Annotated in this window: 13 protein-coding genes; 7 read left to right on the top strand and 6 right to left on the bottom strand. The window is 73.1% G+C overall.

What is annotated here, in order from left to right:
• The first annotated feature begins 85 nt into the window (after window positions 1-85).
• From OHA86_RS27565 to OHA86_RS27555, 3 genes are read left to right on the top strand one after another with little or no spacing between them, the layout of a single operon-like run.
• A complete protein-coding gene (locus OHA86_RS27565) occupies window positions 86-2,305 on the top strand; it encodes a LamG-like jellyroll fold domain-containing protein (RefSeq protein WP_329179460.1) in 2,220 nt (739 codons plus the stop codon).
• On the top strand, window positions 2,305-3,048 hold the full coding sequence (locus tag OHA86_RS27560; protein ID WP_329179458.1) for a hypothetical protein: 744 nt from the start codon (window positions 2,305-2,307) through the stop codon (window positions 3,046-3,048). The genes OHA86_RS27565 and OHA86_RS27560 overlap by 1 nt, the downstream gene beginning before the upstream one ends.
• Window positions 3,048-3,878 (top strand): glycosyltransferase family 2 protein, encoded by an 831-nt coding sequence (locus OHA86_RS27555; RefSeq protein ID WP_329179456.1) that lies wholly within the window; start codon window positions 3,048-3,050, stop codon window positions 3,876-3,878. The genes OHA86_RS27560 and OHA86_RS27555 overlap by 1 nt, the downstream gene beginning before the upstream one ends.
• Here OHA86_RS27555 and OHA86_RS27550 read toward each other — a convergent pair.
• Entirely contained in the window at window positions 3,844-5,010 is a 1,167-nt protein-coding gene (locus OHA86_RS27550) for a glycosyltransferase (protein WP_329179454.1), read from the bottom strand. The two genes, OHA86_RS27555 and OHA86_RS27550, sit on opposite strands and share 35 nt — an antisense overlap.
• 204 nt (window positions 5,011-5,214) lie before the next feature.
• On the opposite strand from OHA86_RS27550, the gene OHA86_RS27545 reads away from it, so the two are divergent.
• Window positions 5,215-6,681: an O-antigen polymerase gene (locus OHA86_RS27545; RefSeq protein WP_329179452.1), complete on the top strand. Its 1,467-nt coding sequence runs from the start codon at window positions 5,215-5,217 to the stop codon at window positions 6,679-6,681.
• Here the strand turns inward: OHA86_RS27545 and OHA86_RS27540 are convergent.
• The 3 genes from OHA86_RS27540 to OHA86_RS27530 form a co-directional block, all read right to left on the bottom strand.
• Complete coding sequence (locus OHA86_RS27540; RefSeq protein ID WP_329182576.1) at window positions 6,650-7,918, bottom strand: hypothetical protein; 1,269 nt, start codon at window positions 7,916-7,918, stop codon at window positions 6,650-6,652. The genes OHA86_RS27545 and OHA86_RS27540 overlap by 32 nt on opposite strands.
• Before the next feature lie 125 nt (window positions 7,919-8,043).
• Entirely contained in the window at window positions 8,044-9,735 is a 1,692-nt protein-coding gene (locus tag OHA86_RS27535; RefSeq protein ID WP_329179450.1) for a lipopolysaccharide biosynthesis protein, read from the bottom strand.
• Window positions 9,732-10,985 carry a glycosyltransferase family 4 protein gene (locus tag OHA86_RS27530; protein WP_329182575.1) on the bottom strand — a complete coding sequence of 418 codons (1,254 nt, stop codon included), beginning with the start codon at window positions 10,983-10,985 and terminating at the stop codon, window positions 9,732-9,734. The genes OHA86_RS27535 and OHA86_RS27530 overlap by 4 nt, the downstream gene beginning before the upstream one ends.
• Window positions 10,986-11,208: 223 nt before the next feature.
• Between OHA86_RS27530 and OHA86_RS27525 the strand changes: the two genes are divergently transcribed.
• Window positions 11,209-11,670: an adenylyltransferase/cytidyltransferase family protein gene (locus OHA86_RS27525; protein WP_329179449.1), complete on the top strand. Its 462-nt coding sequence runs from the start codon at window positions 11,209-11,211 to the stop codon at window positions 11,668-11,670.
• On the opposite strand, the gene OHA86_RS27520 is transcribed toward OHA86_RS27525, so the two are convergent.
• The gene (locus tag OHA86_RS27520; protein ID WP_329182574.1) at window positions 11,648-12,355 is read right to left on the bottom strand and encodes a CDP-alcohol phosphatidyltransferase family protein; all 708 of its coding nucleotides are present in this window, start codon (window positions 12,353-12,355) and stop codon (window positions 11,648-11,650) included. The two genes, OHA86_RS27525 and OHA86_RS27520, sit on opposite strands and share 23 nt — an antisense overlap.
• A 520-nt stretch (window positions 12,356-12,875) precedes the next feature.
• Here OHA86_RS27520 and OHA86_RS27515 point away from each other — a divergent pair.
• Window positions 12,876-13,679 (top strand): polysaccharide deacetylase family protein, encoded by an 804-nt coding sequence (locus OHA86_RS27515; RefSeq protein ID WP_329179448.1) that lies wholly within the window; start codon window positions 12,876-12,878, stop codon window positions 13,677-13,679.
• Window positions 13,679-14,905, top strand: a complete 1,227-nt coding sequence (locus tag OHA86_RS27510; RefSeq protein WP_329179446.1) for a YVTN family beta-propeller repeat protein — start codon at window positions 13,679-13,681, stop codon at window positions 14,903-14,905. Before OHA86_RS27515 ends, OHA86_RS27510 begins: the two co-directional genes overlap by 1 nt.
• A 176-nt stretch (window positions 14,906-15,081) precedes the next feature.
• Here OHA86_RS27510 and OHA86_RS27505 read toward each other — a convergent pair whose 3' ends face one another.
• Window positions 15,082-16,182 (bottom strand): glycosyltransferase family 2 protein, encoded by a 1,101-nt coding sequence (locus OHA86_RS27505; protein WP_329179445.1) that lies wholly within the window; start codon window positions 16,180-16,182, stop codon window positions 15,082-15,084.
• Window positions 16,183-16,217: the final 35 nt, after the last annotated feature.

Genomic DNA, 16,217 nt, shown 5'->3' with positions numbered 1-16,217 from the left:
CCTCGGCAAGCGGAAGCCCCTACTCTGCGGTCCACCACAACGGCCGTTCCTGGCCGCTGCACATCAGGGTTCTGGGGGGCAACTCATGCGTAAACGGCTGGCAATACCAGCTGCCGCGATACTGGCGGCAGCGACGCTGGGGGCGGTGTCGTCACCATCGGCGACCGCGCTCCAAGCACCGGTCGGGCTCACCGCCGACAACCTGAGCACGTATCAGACCAACGGCGTGGTCTGGGCGATGGCCCAGGCGAACGGCATCGTCTACACCGCGGGGACCTTCTCCGCGATCCGGCCGGCCGGGTCCGCGGCCGGGACCGGCGAGACGGCGGTGGCGAATTTCGCCGCCTTCGACGCGGCGACCGGGCAACCGGCGGGCTGCCGGCTGAATTTCACCGTCGGCTCGAACAACGCGACGGTACGCGCGCTGGCCGTCTCGCCCGACGGCCACACCCTCTACGCGGGCGGCTTCTTCGGCCAGGTCAACGGGGTCGGGGTGAGCAGCCTCGCCGCGATCGACCTGGACACCTGCACGGTCAGCGGCACCTTCCACCCGGCGGTGGCGGGCACCGTGCGGACCATCGAGGCCACCGCCGACACCGTCTACTTCGGCGGTGACGTCACCACGGTCAACAGCCAGTCCCGGGGCCGCTACGCGGCGGTCAGCAGCGCGGGCGCGCTGCTGCCCTGGGCGCCGACCGCCGACAACCCGGGCCGGGCGCTGGCGCTCACCCCGGACGGCCAGAACGCCATCCTGGGCGGCGACTTCAACACCGTGGACGGGGTCGACTCGCACTCCCTCGCGGTGGTCGACGCCTCGACCGGCGCGCTGGTCAAGGCGTACCCGACCGGCTTCATCGACGCGACCTCGGTGACCAAGGACATCGTGGTGGACGCGGCGAGCAACAGCTTCTACACCGCCAACGAGGGCACCGGCGGCGGGGTCTTCGACGGCCGGATCCGTTTCAGCCTCAGCGACTTCAACCAGGTGTGGCGGGACAACTGCCTGGGCGCCACCCAGACGCTGACGGTCTACCAGACGGTCCTCTACAGCGGCAGCCACGCCCACGACTGCTCCAGCATGGGCGAATACCCCGACTCGGTGCGCAAGCACCTGCTGGCCGAGTCGGTGGACGACCCGCATCTGCTGGCGTGGTTCCCCGACACCAACGACGGCATCGGCGAGAAGATCGGCCCGCGCGTGATGGCGCTCGCGTCCTCGGGCGGCACCGACTACCTGTGGGTGGGCGGCGAGTTCACCACCGTCAACGGCGCGGCCCAGCAGGGTCTGACCCGCTTCGCCAGCGGCCCCGACACCGGGGCGCCGACCCTGCCGCAGACGTCGGTGACCAGCATCGGCCCCGGCTCGGTGAAGGTCAGCTGGCAGTCCAGCACCGACACCGACGACGGCCTGCTGACCTACCGGGTCTACCGCAACGGCGGCACCACCCCGGTCTACACCGTCACCGGCAGCTCGCTGCCGTGGATCCGGCCGCAGCTCACGTACACCGACACCAATGTCACCCCGGGCGTGAAGTACACCTACCGGGTCTCGGCGAGCGACGGCACCAACACCAGCGCGCAGTCGCCCAACGCGGCGGCGACCGTACCGGCGGCGGCGGAGGCGTACCCGACCCAGGTGCTCGCCGACGGGGCCTCCCTCTACTGGCGCTACGACGCGGCCTCGGGGTCGTACAACGCGGACTCCTCGACCGGCGACGACAGCGGGATCAGCGTCGGCGGCCCGGTGCACGGCGTGACACCGGGGGCGGTGCCGGGCTCCAAGGCGTACACCTTCAACGGCTCGACGCAGTGGACCTACAGCGACCGGCTGCACCCGACGCCCACGCAGTACAGCATCGAGACGTGGTTCAGGACGAACACCACGACGGGCGGCAAGCTGATCGGCTTCGGCAACAACTCCACCCACCCCAGCGGCAATTACGACAAGCACATCTACATGGCCGACAACGGCCGGCTGTTCTTCGGCGTCTACACCGGCGCCACCCGGACGGTCACCACCCCGACGTCCTACAACGACGGCGACTGGCACCTGGCGGTCGCCACCCAGGGCGCCGACGGCATGAAGCTGTACGTCGACGGTGTGCTGCGGGCGCTGGACCCCACGGTCACCACCAGCCAGAGCTTCGACGGCTACTGGCACGTCGGCTACGACAGCCTGGGCGGCTGGCCCTCGTCGCCGACGAGTTCGTACTTCGCCGGTTCGATCGACGAGACCGCCGTCTACCCGACGGTGCTCACCCCGGCGCAGATCGCGAACCACTACGCCCTCGGGACCGCCGGGTGATGCGGACCGACCGCGCGACCGCTGCCGCCGCCGTCCTCGTGACGGCGGCGGCAGCGCTGCTGCTCACCGGCTGCGGCTCCGGCGGCGGCGACCCGGCGGACAAGGCCGCCGAGCGGCCGACCGCCGCCGTCACGGTCTCCGCCGGCGCCCCCGCGACGACGCCCGCCGGCGCCTCCGCCGGCCCGCCCGGCACCGCGCCCGCGACCGAGGCGCCCGGGTCGGCGGCCGACGCCCCCAAGGTGCCCGGCCCGCAGCTCACCCCGCCCGGCGGCGGCACCTTCACCAAACAGCAGAAGACCTATCTGTCCGGCCGGGTCCCGCGGGGCACCGACCCCGTGGCGATCCTGGAGGGCGGCCAGGAGATCTGCGACCGGCTGACCCGTACCTCGCAGGTCGACAAGGCCGCTGCGGCGAGCGCGATCATCACCGGCGACATCAGCATGTCCGGCGCGTCCGCGGCCGTCAGCGCCCTGTGCCCCGACCAGCAGCCCGTCATCGACGCGGCCCGGCACGGCTTCGGCGACGGGACCTTCACCGTCGCCGCCACGTCAGCGCCCGGCACGTCGGTCACGCCCGGCAGCTACCGGGCGCCGCACCCGTCGCCGTCCTGCAACTGGCGGGTGACCGGCGCGAACGGCGCCACCTTGACGTCGGGCGGCGCGGCCCGGCTGACCGTACCGGCCGCCGCGCGCGGCATCACGTCCAGCGGGTGCTACGCCTGGCTGGCCGCAGGAGGGACCTGATGGACAAGCTGCCGCTCGTCGTGGCGATACCGACCAAGAACGAGGCCGAGAACATCGCCCGTACGGTCTCCTCGGTGATCGGCCACGTCCAGGCCGTCGTCGTGGTGGACTCGCACAGCACCGACGACACCTGCAAGATCGCCGCCGAACTCGGCGCGGAGACCGTCGACTACGCCTGGGACGGGCGCTATCCGAAGAAGAAGCAGTGGTGCCTGGACCACGTCCACCCGGAGATCCCGTGGCTGCTCTTCCTCGACGGCGACGAGACACCGAGCCCGGAACTGCTCGGCGAACTGCGGGCCGTCTTCGCCGCGGGGCCGCCGTCGGTCGCGGCCTTCGACATCCCGCTGGGCTACTGGTTCGCCGGCCGGCGGCTGCGGCACGGCTACACCATCGTCAAGCGCGCGCTGATGGACCGCACCCGCTGCCGCTTCCCGGAGGTCGGCGACCTCGCGGCGCCGGGCATGGGCGAACAGGAGGGCCACTACCAGCCGGTGGCCGAATCCGCCGCCCGGCTGCGCTCCCCCATCGAGCACGAGGACCTGGACCCGGTGCGTACCTGGTTCGAGCGGCACAACCGCTACTCCGACTGGGAGGCGTGGCTCGAACTCAACCCGCAGGTCAAGGAGTCGATCAGAAAGGTCAAGACCCGGCAGGGGCAGCTCTTCCACAAGGTGCCGTTCAAGCCGCTGGTGTCCTTCGGCTACGCCTACGTCTACAAGCGCGGCTTCCTGGACGGCAGGGCGGGCTTCGACTACGCGCTGGCCATGAGCTTCTACCGCTGGCAGATCGGGCTCAAGACCCGCGAACAGCGCCCCCGGACGCCATGACCCCGGCGTAGACCTCCAGCAGTTCGTCCACGACCGCGTCGATCGAGAAGCGGTCGTGGATGAGCTGCCGGGCGGCCCGCGAGGCCTGCTCGTTGGCGGCCGGGTCCAGCAGTTCCAGGATCGCCCGGCCGACCAGCGGGCCGTTGTCCGCGTCCGGCGCGCTGTCGGTGATCCGGCCCGCCCCGGCCGCCTCGACGTCGGGCGACAGCCCGCCGGTGCGGGTCACCACCACCGGCAGCCCGACCGACATCGCCTCCAGGATCGACACGGCGAACGGCTCGACCACCGACGGCAGTACGTACACGTCGGCCGCCCGCAGCCGGGCCAGCACCTCGTCGTGGCCGAGCGCGCCCGGGCACTCCAGCGACCCGGCGACGCCGAGATCGGCCGCCAACTTCCGCATCGGGCCGGTCAGATCACCGGTGTCGGGTCCCGCCAGCACGAAGCGGGCGTCGGGATACCGGGCGAGCACGGTCGGCATGGCACGCACGAAGTCCTCGGGCCGCTTGCGCTTCTGCACCCGGGCCAGATAGAGCACGGTCGGCGGGCGGTCGCCGCGCGGCGGGCGGTGGTCCTGCGGTGTCACGCCGTTGACGAGCCGGTGGAAGGTCCCCAGCGGGGTGCCGGGCACGACCGCCTGGACCCCGTCGCGCTCCATCCGCGTCAGGTGCAGGATCGCGTCGGCGCGGCGCAGCACCCGCTTCATGCCGAGCAGGTCGACGGCCTTCGCGAACAGCTTCTCCGTCGGGTCGATCATCCCGTGCGTCTGCACCACGAGGGGGACTCCGGCGTCCAGCGCGATCAGGGCGAAGGGCAGCGTGATCAGGTCGCGCATGAGGTGGACGTGGACCACGTCGGCGCCTTTGACCATGCGGCGGGCCCTGCCGAGCAGCGCGGGCGAGGTGATGCCGCTGACCTCGAACGCGGGCAGCACGTGGCGGGCCTGGTGCACGAACGACGGCACGCCTTCGACTTCCGTGGGCAGGGGGCCGGTGAATTTGTCGCCCAGCGTGGCGATGCGGGCGTCCACGCCTTTGCCGCGCAGGCCTTTGGACAGATTCAGCGCGACCCGGGTCGGACCGCCGAAGTCGTTCGTGGGCGTGTGCAGTGTCACGACATGCAGGACCCGCATGTCTCCCCCTCTCCCCCGGATGCCCGCCGGGCACCCGCCCGAGCAGCCTAACCGGGTACGCCCCGCCGCGCGGCCCTTCGGCCGTTTTGTCGTGAGCGTTGTCGTCATCGCTCTCGCCGGCGCTGTCGTCAGCCGCCGCGGAAGTGCGCGAGCGGCCGCGGCGGCGGGGCGGGCGGCCATAGACTCACGGCCGGGGGTGGGCGGATGGCGCTGAGTACGGGTGCGCGGGTCGGCGGGACGGCGGCGTCCGTGCCGCGCGCGGCACTGTCCCGCGCGCTGGCCGTACCGCTCGTCGTCGCGCTCATCGGCTTCCTCCCGGGCTATGTGATCGCCCAGACCGGCGCGGGCGTCCACGACTCGGCGTACTGGCTGCAACTGACGCTGACCGTCTACGCCGGCGGCCGGCTCGCCGCGATGGTGCTGGCCCGGCGGCGCCGGCTGATCCAGGGCGCGTTCTGGCTGTTCGTCTACGTCGCCATGGGCGTCGCCCCCCTCGCGCAGGAGGTGCTCGGGCAGGTCCCGACCCCGGTGGTCGGGCCGAGGTCCGACACCACGACCGCGATCACCCTGGTCCTGCTCGGCTGCGCCGCCTTCGACGTCGGCGCCCTGCTGGCCCGGCACCGCCCGGCGGCCCGGGTGCGGCGGGCGCGCCCGTCCGCCCAGGTCTCCCGCCGCAGGCTCTGGCTGCTGATCGCGGTCGCCTACCTCGGCAGCGCGGTCTCGATCGTCAAACTCGGCGGCATCGCCGTCTTCTTCACCAGCCGGCAGGCGATCAGCGAGTCCGTGCAGTCCAGCGGCCTGTCCGGCGGCGACAGCCATGTCGGCTCGGCCTTCGTCCGCGGCTTCGGCACCGTACCCGCGCTGCTCGCGCTGCTGTTCCTGGTGCGCTGGATGATCACCTCCCGGGTGGCCCGGCGCACCCCGCTGGCGATCGGCGCGCTCGGCGGCCTCGTGGTGATCAACGCGATCGTCAACAACCCGATCTCGAACCCGCGTTACTGGTTCCTGACGGTCGTGTTCTCGCTGCTGTTCACCGCTTTCCCCAGGAGCCCGGTGATGTATCGCGCGGCGCTGGTGACCGGGGTGGTCGCGGCGCTGCTGCTGTTCCCGTTCCTCGACCGCTTCCGCTACGACTCCGGCGGCTACCACCCGGTGCAGACCACGTCGGTGCTCGAACCGCTGACCATCAAGGACTACGACCAGATCGGGATGTTCGCGAACACCCTGACCTTCGTGCACTCGGGCGTCGGGCACGCGCACGGGCGGCAACTGGCCGCCGACGTCTTCTTCTTCGTGCCGCGCTCGGTGTGGCACGGCAAGCCGCTGGACTCCGGGGTGCAGGTCGGCCGGTGGATGGGCATGACCAACACCAACCTGTCGTCGCCGCTGTGGGCCGAACTGTGGCTGGACTTCGGCCCGGTGGGGATGGGCGCCGGCTTCCTGGCGCTGGGCTACCTGTGCGCGCGCGGCGACCGGCGGTACGCGCAGCGGACGGTGGAGGACGGGCGGCCCGGCACTTTGATGGCGGTGGTGATCCCGCTGGTGTGCGGGTACTCGTTCATCCTGCTGCGCGGCCCGCTGCTCCAGGCGTCGGGCCGGATCGGCATCGCGGCCGTATGCCTGGCGCTGGTCACGACGTTCAGCGAGGACCGGCGGAAGATCCTGCGATGACCGCGTCGCCCGTGCCGTCCTGGGTCTGCTGCCCGGCGGCGGGCGCCGTGCGGCGCCTGAGCGCGGAGATCCGCAGCCACAGGGCGGCGGCCTTGAGCGCGGAGCCCAGGCACAGGCCCCAGGCGGCGCCGTAGACCCCGTCGACCCGGTAGCCGGCGAGCATGAGGACGACCGAGGCGAGGGAGAAGACCACCTGGATCGGCAGGGTCGCCTTCGGCTGGAGCACCCGCAGGGTGAGCAGGGCGCTGGTGCCCAGCGCGATGCCCGCGTACTGGCTGCCGGAGGCGGCGAGCAGCCCTGAGGACGCCGCCCAGGTGTCGCCGAGCAGCTGGCGCCCCACGTGGTCGGGCAGCAGCAGCAGGACGACCGTCCAGACCGCGGCGACCCAGGCCAGCGCGACGGCCAGCACCGCGGTGGCGCGGACCTTGCCGTCGGCGCCGCTCACCCGGTTGAGCAGCGGCGGCCCGAAGGCGGTGGCGGAGTTGAACAGCACGTTCATCGGGCCGAAGAGGGTGGTGGCGCCGCGCAGGGCGCCGACCGCGAGCGGGGCGGCGAAGAGGCCGAGGCCGACCACGGCGAGCTGGCTGGTGGCGTTGCCGACGCCGAACTCGATCACGAAGCGCTGCCCGAGGTGCCCGCGCCGGACGAATTTGCGCAGGTCCAGCGGCGCGTCCCGGACGTGCGGCCACAGCAGCGCGGCGGCCACCAGCAGCGCGGGCAGCGCGGACAGCCCCCATACCGCCACCAGCCGCTGCGGCCCGGCCCCGTGCGGCTGCACGGCCAGCGCGGGCACCGCGACCAGCAGCCGTACGGTGTCGCCGACCAGGGCGTAGTGCGGCAGCCGCAGGGCGGAGAAGCAGTAGCGCAGGCCGTCCTGGGTGAGCACGATCGGCAGGACGAGGCCGAGCACCGCGAGCCCGTGCGCGGTCGCGCCGTCCGTGAGGCTCAGGCCGACGGCCATGGTGAGGCCGATCGCGGTCGAGGCGAGGGCGGTGAAGGTGGCCGCGGACCGGCAGGCGGCCCGTACCCGCTCGCCGCCGCGTTCCAGCACCAGCGCCTGGCCGACGTAGGACACGCCGACGCCGAGCAGCACGGTGAAGATCATGTAGACCATCGAGAACACCGAGAAGCCGGCCGCGGTGGACAGCCGGGCGGCGACCACCAGCACGATGATGTTGGTGAACGCGGCCACGCCCTGGTCGGCCACCGAGCTGAGGATGGCCGCCTTGGAGCCGATGCCCGCGGCGCTCTCCGCGGTGTCGGCGCCGCCCTGGCCGCCGTCCGGGTCCGCGCCCGTGTCGTCGTCGGGCGCGCTGTCTGGGCCGGCCCCGGCCGCGGTGTGGTGCCGCGGGGCGGGGCCGCTCAAGGGACCGGGTGCCGCTCCGGCGGGGTGGTGACGGTCTCCCTCGGCAGTTCGCCGTCGCGCCGGGCGGCGTGCGCGCTCGGCGCGGCCGGCCGGGGCCTGCGGCCGAGGCCGAAGCGGCGGGTGGTGCCCGGCTCCGCGGAGTGCAGGACCACGCCGAGGACGGCGGCGCCCGTCGCGTCGATGAGTTCGCGCACCCGCTCCAGGTCGGCGCGGTGCACGGCCCGCGGGTCGCACACCACGACGAGTCCGTCGACCCGGTCGGCGAGCGCGACGGCGTCGGCGTACGCGAGCACGGGCGGCGCGAGGACGACCACGACCGAGCCGGGCTCGTCGGCCTCGGCGAACAGCCGCCCGGCAGGCGCGGAGGTCAGGGCGCGGGCGACATTGCGCACCCGGCGGCCGGGTACGAGGTCGAAGGAGCCCGACTCCCCGGCGTCGATGGGGATCTGCAGCCCCGCGGGCCACGCGCCGTCGCCGGGCCCCGACGTCCTGGCCCAGCCGGGCCTGGCGCCGTCCGCGGTCCGCAGCCGGGTGGACAGCGCGGGGGTGCGCAGGTCGGCCTCGACGAGCAGCACCTCCATGCCCATCTCGGCGAAGGACGCGGCGAGGTTGACCGCGACGGCCGCGGGGGTGTCGCCGGTGCCGCGCGGCGCGACGACCAGTACCCGGCGCCGGTCGGCGAAGCGCTTGTCGTGGGTGAGCCGGAAGGCGATGGCCCGGTACTCCTCGGCGAGCCGCCCGTCGCCGCGCCCGCCCGCCAGCAGGCCGTTCCTGCCGCCGCCGTTCCCGCCGCCGCCCGCGCCGCCCCGGCCGCGCAGCCGGGGCAGGGTACCGAGCACCGGGGCGCCCAGCGCGCGGGTCACCTCGCTGTCGCTGCGTACGGTCGGGTCGAAGACCAGCCGCACCCAGGCGCCGAGCAGGCCGAGCGTGACGCCGACGACCGCGCCGAGGCCGAGCATCATCGGCAGCCCGGGGCCCGCGGGCGCCGAGGGCGCGACGCCCGGTTTGATGACCACGCCCGGAGTGGTGTCAAGGGCGCGCAAGGCGCTGATGTCGGAGTTGAGTTCGATGATCCGGCTGAGCAGGTTGGTCTGCGAGGAGACCAGGGTGCCGACGACCTGGCTGCTCTTGGCGTGCTCGATCTGGTCGAGCAGGTCGTTGCGCTGGGCGACCATCGGGTCCAGCTGGGACTGGTAACTGGCCACCATGCGCGTGACGGTGGCCTTGGTCTGCGCCTGGCGGTCGTCCAGATAGGCCTTGGTGAAGGCGTTCACCCAGTCCGCCGCGCGCTGCGCGCTGCTCGCCGTGCACGTGAAGCGCAGTACCAGGGTGTTGGGCGGGTTGGTGATCTGCAGGCAGCGCGACATCGTCGCGACCGGCGCATCGGCCGTCCTGGCCGCCGCGTCGGCGACGCTGCTGCTGAGCGCGCTCTGCCGCTCGGTGCCGATGTCGATGTTCTTGTCGGCGGTGGCCCCCGCCACGAAGGGATCCTCGATGGCGGCCCTGACCCGCACCTCGCTCGTCGCCGTATAGGTGTCGGCGCCGCTGAAGGCGAGGTAGGCGCCGCCGAGCAGGCCGATCAGCAACCCGGCCACCAGCAGCGCCCGGTAGCGGATGAGCTGGCGGAACTGGTCGCGCAGCAGGTCGGGTTCGTCCTGCGGCTGCTCCGCGCGCGTTACGTCGGTCACTTGACCTCTGCCCCCTCGTCGTCCCCGGCCGCGGGCACCACCGCGGGGGCCGGGGGTTCGCCCAGCGCTTCGGCGAGCAGCGCGTCGATCCGCGCGAGGCCCGCTTCACGGCTCAGGTGCTCCCGTACGTAGACCGGTCCGCACGCGCCCAGCGCGTCGGCCCTGTCAGGATCATCGGCCAGTGCGCGCACCGCGTCCAGCAGTGCGCTCGGATCCTCCGGGGCGACCACGACCCCGGCGCCCGAGCGTTCGACCTCCTGCGCGGTGCCGCCTGCGGCGGCGACCGAGGCGAGCACCGGTCGCCCGGCGGCGAAATAGGAGGTGAGCTTGGACGGGATGCTCATGTCCAGCACCGACGCGCGCTGCGTGACCGCGAGTACGTCGGCGGCGGCGAGGATGTCGGGGAAGTCGGCGTCGTCGGCGGGCGGCGCGAACTGGAGGTTGGGCAGGGCGCCGGCCAACTCCCCCAATGTGCGGCGCTGATTGCCGTCGCCCATCAGGACGACCTGCAGTTCGGGGTCCAGCCCGGCCGCCGCCACGAGGACTTCGAGGCCCTGCTTGAGGCCCATGTTGCCCGAGTGCAGCAGCACCGTGCGGCCCGGGCGCCAGCCGAGCCGGGCGCGCGTCTCCTCCCGTGGGCGCGAAGGGCTCGCGACATGCGACCAGTTGGGCACCAGGCGGATACGGTCCTCGGGCACACCCAGTGCGGCGACCTTCGGTACGAACGTCTCGTGGATCACGCCGACCAGGGTGGCCCGGCGCAGCGCGTACGACTCCGCCGCCCCGGCCGCGGCGGCGACCCTGCCACCGCCGCGAATCCCGCTCTGCGCCGCCGCCGCGCCCATCAGGTCCTGCACCACGGGGACGTACGGCACCCGGTACCGGCGGGCGAGCCGGGCGCCGATGATTCCCCCGGCCAGGCTGGGCAGTTGGGCGACGACCGCGTCGGGCCTGCCCATCGCGGGCGGCGCGTACAGGCCGTGCCCGAGCACCGACGCCTCGAACAGCGCCCTGCGCACCGCGGTCTGCCGCGGCGGCACCGTGTGGCGGCGCCGGTGCACCCGCACCCCGGCGCGCTCCTCCTCCGTACGCCACACACCCGCGTAGGCCGGGTCGAGCCGCCACGCGGGATAGTGCGGCATCCCGGCCAGTACGTGCACCTCGGCGCCGCCGGCCGCCCAGTGCTCGGCGATCTGGGTGGCGTAGGGGCCGATTCCGGCGTGCTCGGGTGCGTAGTTGGTGGAGACCAGCAGCAATCGGCGGCGCGCGCCGGAATCGGCCACGTGGTGTTCCTTCCCCCCAGAGACGAACAAGTGCCCACACTAGCCGTTCACCGGGGCATCACGCCCGGGGTTGCGAAGCGTTGGACTTTGGCAATTCGCCGCTTGACCGCGCGATGGCCCGGCTATCGTCTGAGACTCCGCACCGGCGGTGAGCGTTGTACGGTTTTTCGTGCGGCTGGGGGGTCGTTTCATGACACATCGGGTCGGTACGCATCGGGTCGGCTACGCACCGGGGGTCTACGACCTCTTCCACGTCGGCCACCTCAACATCCTTCGGCACGCCCGCAGCCAGTGCGACTACCTGGTGGCGGGCGTGGTCTCGGACGAGATGGCGCAGCTCGCGAAGGGCCGCAGCCCCGTGGTGCCGCTGGTGGAGCGGCTGGAGATCGTGCGCAGCGTGCGGTTCGTGGACGCCGCCTTCGTGGAGACGGTGCCGGACAAGGTGGAGACCTGGCGGCAGGTCAGGTTCGACGTGCTGTTCAAGGGCGACGACTGGCGCGGCACCGAGAAGGGGCTGCGCCTCGAACGCGACTTCGCGGCGGTGGGGGTGGAGATCGTCTACTTCCCCTACACCGTGCACACGTCGAGCACCCAGTTGCGCCGGGTGCTCGACGTGCTGGCCGAGCCGGTCAGATCGCCCGAAGCTCTCTGAACCACTTGGTGAGGAAGGCCGCGAGGAAGACGGCGTGCACGGCGAAGAGCGCGAGGTAGGCCCAGCGGAAGGCGTCCTGGCTGCCGAGCAGCAGGAAGACGGCGCAGAAGACGCCGTAGTCGACCGGCAGCAGGGCGACCGCGCGCAGCCGTGAGGGCGCGGCCTTGCTCCGCTGGTCCGCCGGCCGCTTCGGGGTGAGCTTGTCGGTCAGCAGGCCGCCGAAGAAGATCATGCCGGCGGCCAGCTGGAAGCCGAGCGGCAGCAGCAGCCAGCCGTCGCCCGGCAGGGAGAAGTGCCGGTAGAAGGTGATCAGCACGGCCGCGTGCACGGCGGTGATCTTCGCGCAGTCCACCACATGGTCCAGCCACTCCCCCGCCGCCCCGCCCGCGCCGAGCAGCCGGGCGAGCTGCCCGTCGGCCGAGTCGAAGGCGAAGCCGACGGCGAGCGCGGCATAGACCGCGACGGCCAGCCCCCATGAGGGCGCCGCCACGGCGAGGGCGGCGACACCGCCGTAGCTGAACCCGGCGCTCACCAGGGTCACCTGGTTGGGCGTCATCCCGGCCCGGTACGCCCCCGCCGCGAGGACGCGCCCGGCGGGGCGGTTCACGTAGCGCGAGTAGAGCGATACGCCTTTGGCGGTCTTCTGGGCGCCGCGCAGTTGACGCAGGGCGGCGGCGTAGCCCAGCGGGCGGGGGCCGGGCGGGGCAGTTTGCGCGCCGGTGCCGGACCCGCCGCCGCTGCCGGGCGGCGCGGTTTGCGGACTGGCACCGGTGCCGGTGCCGGTGCCGGACTGACTGCCGGTGCCGGCGGGGTTGGTCTCCGTGCCGGACCCGGTGCCGGGGCCGCCGCCGGACCCGCCGCCGGTGCCGGGCGGGGCAGCCTGGGCGCCGGTGCCGGGCAGGCCCTCGGGACCCGCCGGGGCGACCGGCTGCCGCGGAAGGTCCGCGTGGCCCTCCGGAGCCCGCGCCTCGGGGGCGCCCGGCCCGGGCGGCGCCGGGTCCAGGGTCGCGGAGGGCGCCGGGAGTGGCGCCGGGTCGGGTGGTGTCGGTGTCACGTAGCCCCCCACGTGGTGGCCGCCGAGTGAAGGGCGGCAGGACGCGAAGGTCCATGATGGCAGGGGCACCGCCCCCGCCGATGCGGCATCCGTGGGACGCGCGGCCCCACCGGTAGGATAAATGAGACATTACGCCTTAATGTGGGCGCCGATGTCGATCTCTCGCCGCAATCTCCTCCAGGTGACCGCCTCCGAGGCGCTGCTGTCCGGCTGCACGGGCGGCAAGGCCGCGGACGCGGGGCACGACCCTGCGATGCCGCCCACGGCCGCGGCGCCGTCCGCCGCGCACGGCGGAGCCCCCACCAGCGCCGCCGCCGGCACCGCCGTGGCACCGCTGCCGCCGCTGCCGCCCGGGCTGCCCGACCAGATCGAGCACGGCCCGCGCACCCGCCCGCAGCTGGCCCTCACCTTCCACGGCCAGGGCGACCCCGTCCAGGCCGAGGCGCTGCTGACCGCCGCGGAACGCTTCGGCGCCCGCGTCACCGTACTGGCCGTCGGCGACTGGCTCGACGCGTACCCGCGGCTGGCCGCCCGGGTGCTGGCCGGCGGCCACGAACTGGGCAACCACACCCAGACGCACGGCGACATCGGCGCCATGGACGGCGCCGCGGCCGGCGCCGAGATCGAGCGCTGCGCCGGCCGGCTGCGGGAGCTGACCGGCACACCGGGCCGCTGGTTCCGGCCCTCCCAGGCCCGGCTGACCACCCCGCTGGTGGTCTCGCTCGCCCGGAAGGCCGGCTACCCGCACCTGCTGTCGTACGACGTGGACCCGCTGGACTACACCGACCCCGGCGCGGAGGCGATCCGCTCCGCCGTGGCCGCCAAGGCCGGACCCGGCTCGGTGGTCTCGCTGCACTTCGGGCACAGCGGCACCGTCGCCGCGCTGCCCGGGATCCTCGACGACCTGCACCGCCGCGGTCTGCGCGCGGTCACGACCTCGGAGCTGCTGACCTGATGCGCTGTCACCTGAGTCCCCTCCGCCGCGCGGCCGCCGGCGCCGCGGTCGCCGCCCTCGCCGTGCTGGCCGCCGGGTGCGGCGACACCGGCACCCGGTCGCTGGCCCCCTCCCCCGCCCAGGCCGCGGTGGCCGCGCAGGCCGCCGCCGCGGCGGCCGCGGCCAAGGCGCAGCGGCTCGCCGCCGCCGCGCACCCGGGGCTGGCCGGGATGCCGCCGCTGATCGACCCGCGGGACGTCTACGCCGCCGACCGCCCGGACGCGCTGTCCCCGGTGGTCCGCGGCTTCCCCTCACTGGTCTACGTGCCGAACACCGAGTCCAACACCGTCTCCGTCATCGACCCGAAGACGTACAAGGTGATCAGGACCATCCCGGTGGGCCGGCAGCCGCAGCACGTCGTGCCGTCCTGGGACCTGAAGACGCTGTGGGTCAACAACGACCTCGGCAACAGCCTCACGCCGATCGACCCCGCCACCGGGAAGGTCGGTGAGCCGGTCGACGTCCACGACCCGTACAACCTGTACTTCACGCCGGACGGCAAGTACGCGATCGTGATGGCCTCGCTCGACCGCCAGCTGGTCTTCCGCGACGCGCACTCCATGGCGGTCAGGAAGGTCGTCCCGGTGAGCTGCTACGGCGTCAACCACGCCGACTTCTCGCCGGACGGGCGCTACTTCATCGTCTCCTGCGAATTCTCCGGCGAGCTGCTGAAGGTGGACACCGCCGCGATGAAGGTGGTCGCCCAGCAGCGGCTGCCGATGGCCGGCTCGATGCCGCAGGACGTCAAGATCTCGCCGGACGGCAGCACCTGGTACATCGCCGACATGGCCGCCGACGGCGTCTGGACGATGAACGGCGACACCTTCTCCAAGCCGGTGCTGCTGCCCACCGGCAAGGGCGCGCACGGCCTGTACGTCTCGCGCGACTCGAAGTACCTCTACATCACCAACCGCGGCGAGGGCTCGGTGTCGCTGCTGGACTTCGCCACCGGCAGACTCACCACGAAGTGGCACATCGACGGCGGCGGCAGCCCCGACATGGGCGGCGTCTCGGCGGACGGCAAGGTCCTCTGGCTCACCGGCCGTTACGACGCCGAGGTCTACGCCCTCGACACCGCCACCGGCCGCACCCTGGCCAAAATCCCCGTCGGCCTCGGCCCCCACGGCCTGGCTGTCTACCCCCAGCCAGGCCGCTACTCCCTGGGCCACACGGGCATCTTCCGCTGACCGCCGGCGGCAGATTGCGGACGTGTTGAATTGTCCAGTGGTCCTGCTGGAACGCAAGCGCGGTGATGTGCAGTCGCCGCTGCGGTAGCACGTCCGCACTCCAGAAACAGCAGCCACGGTCCGTGCCCGCGGTGCCGGGTACCCCGGGGCGGGTACCCGGCACCGCGGGCAGGACGCTAGGCCTGGATGCGGCGTTGGATGGCGCGGGTCAGGCGGCGGGCGCCGGCGCGGCTGAGCCAGGGGGGCGGGGGCTGCTTCGCCTTCGCCTTCGGCTTCGGCTTCGGCTGCTGCTTGGGGACCAGTGCGGCTAACGCCGCCAGCTCCTCGGTCTGCTCGGTCCTGAGCAGCTGGCAGCGCAGCCGGTCCAGGGGCGGCAGCGGCCTGGTCACCTCGTCCGGGATGAAGTCGCGGAGCAGGGCGCCGGCCTGGGCGACGAAGCGCTGCTGGCGCTCGGCGGGCATCGCGGGGAAGCCGCCCTTGAAGTAGCGCAGGATCTCCTGGGTGACCCAGCGCTTGAGCAGGTCGTTGCGCTTGCCGCCGGGCTCGGTGTGCTTGACCACGATGTCGAGCACGTCGCGCACATTGCGGTAGAAGGGTTCGGGCTCGGGGGTCTGCTGCGTCAGGTGGGGGAAGTCGTCGCGGCGGACGAGGTAGTAGCAGTCGTAGTCGGCGACCACGCTGATCGATGCGGCCAGGAAGTAGGCGGGGACGATGAAGACCTGCTCCTCGGCCAGCCGCAGGCCCTCGGCGAAGCGCAGCCGGTGCTTTTCCACCAGGGCGCGGCGGAAGAGCTTGTGGGCGGTCAGCGCCCATACGCCCTTCGTGGTCCAGATGTCGCCGGCTTCGACGTTGTGGGCGAAGGGGGCGACCGCGGCGGTGCGGCCGACGCCCTTGGTCCGGCCCAGGACGACATCGCTGCTGTCGCGGTCCGCCGCCGCGGTGAGCCGTTCGAGGGCCTCGGCGCCCAGGTAGTCGTCCGGGTCGGCGAAGAACAGGAACTCGCCGGTGGCCAGGTCGATGCCGCGGTTGCGCGGGCCGCCGGGGGCACCGGAGTTGGGCTGGTGGACGACGGTGATGTTCCGGTGCGCGGCGGCCCACCGGTCCAGCGCCTCCGCGCTGCCGTCGGTGGAGCCGTCATCGATCGCGATGACTTCCATGCGGTCGAAGCCGAGGGTCTGGTCGACCAGGGACTGGACGCACTCATCGAGGTGTTCGACCGCGTTGTACACCGGGATGATCACCGAAACCCGTGGGGTCTGCGGTGCTGGAGTGCTCATGGTTCTTCCTTAGCGATCACGGTGAGATACCGGGG

Origin of the sequence: Streptomyces sp. NBC_01477, from assembly GCF_036227245.1 — a bacterium.
GTDB lineage: Bacteria > Actinomycetota > Actinomycetes > Streptomycetales > Streptomycetaceae > Actinacidiphila.
This window is presented reverse-complemented; position numbering and strand designations above follow the sequence as displayed.

Excerpts from the sequence above, each read along its gene's own strand:
- OHA86_RS27565 (WP_329179460.1), top strand. The coding sequence starts at position 86 with ATGCGTAAACGGCTGGCAATACCAGCTGCCGCGATACTGGCGGCAGCG.
- OHA86_RS27560 (WP_329179458.1), top strand. The coding sequence starts at position 2,305 with ATGCGGACCGACCGCGCGACCGCTGCCGCCGCCGTCCTCGTGACGGCG.
- OHA86_RS27555 (WP_329179456.1), top strand. The coding sequence starts at position 3,048 with ATGGACAAGCTGCCGCTCGTCGTGGCGATACCGACCAAGAACGAGGCC.
- OHA86_RS27550 (WP_329179454.1), bottom strand. The coding sequence starts at position 5,010 with ATGCGGGTCCTGCATGTCGTGACACTGCACACGCCCACGAACGACTTC.
- OHA86_RS27545 (WP_329179452.1), top strand. The coding sequence starts at position 5,215 with ATGGCGCTGAGTACGGGTGCGCGGGTCGGCGGGACGGCGGCGTCCGTG.
- OHA86_RS27525 (WP_329179449.1), top strand. The coding sequence starts at position 11,209 with ATGACACATCGGGTCGGTACGCATCGGGTCGGCTACGCACCGGGGGTC.
- OHA86_RS27515 (WP_329179448.1), top strand. The coding sequence starts at position 12,876 with ATGTCGATCTCTCGCCGCAATCTCCTCCAGGTGACCGCCTCCGAGGCG.
- OHA86_RS27510 (WP_329179446.1), top strand. The coding sequence starts at position 13,679 with ATGCGCTGTCACCTGAGTCCCCTCCGCCGCGCGGCCGCCGGCGCCGCG.
- OHA86_RS27505 (WP_329179445.1), bottom strand. The coding sequence starts at position 16,182 with ATGAGCACTCCAGCACCGCAGACCCCACGGGTTTCGGTGATCATCCCG.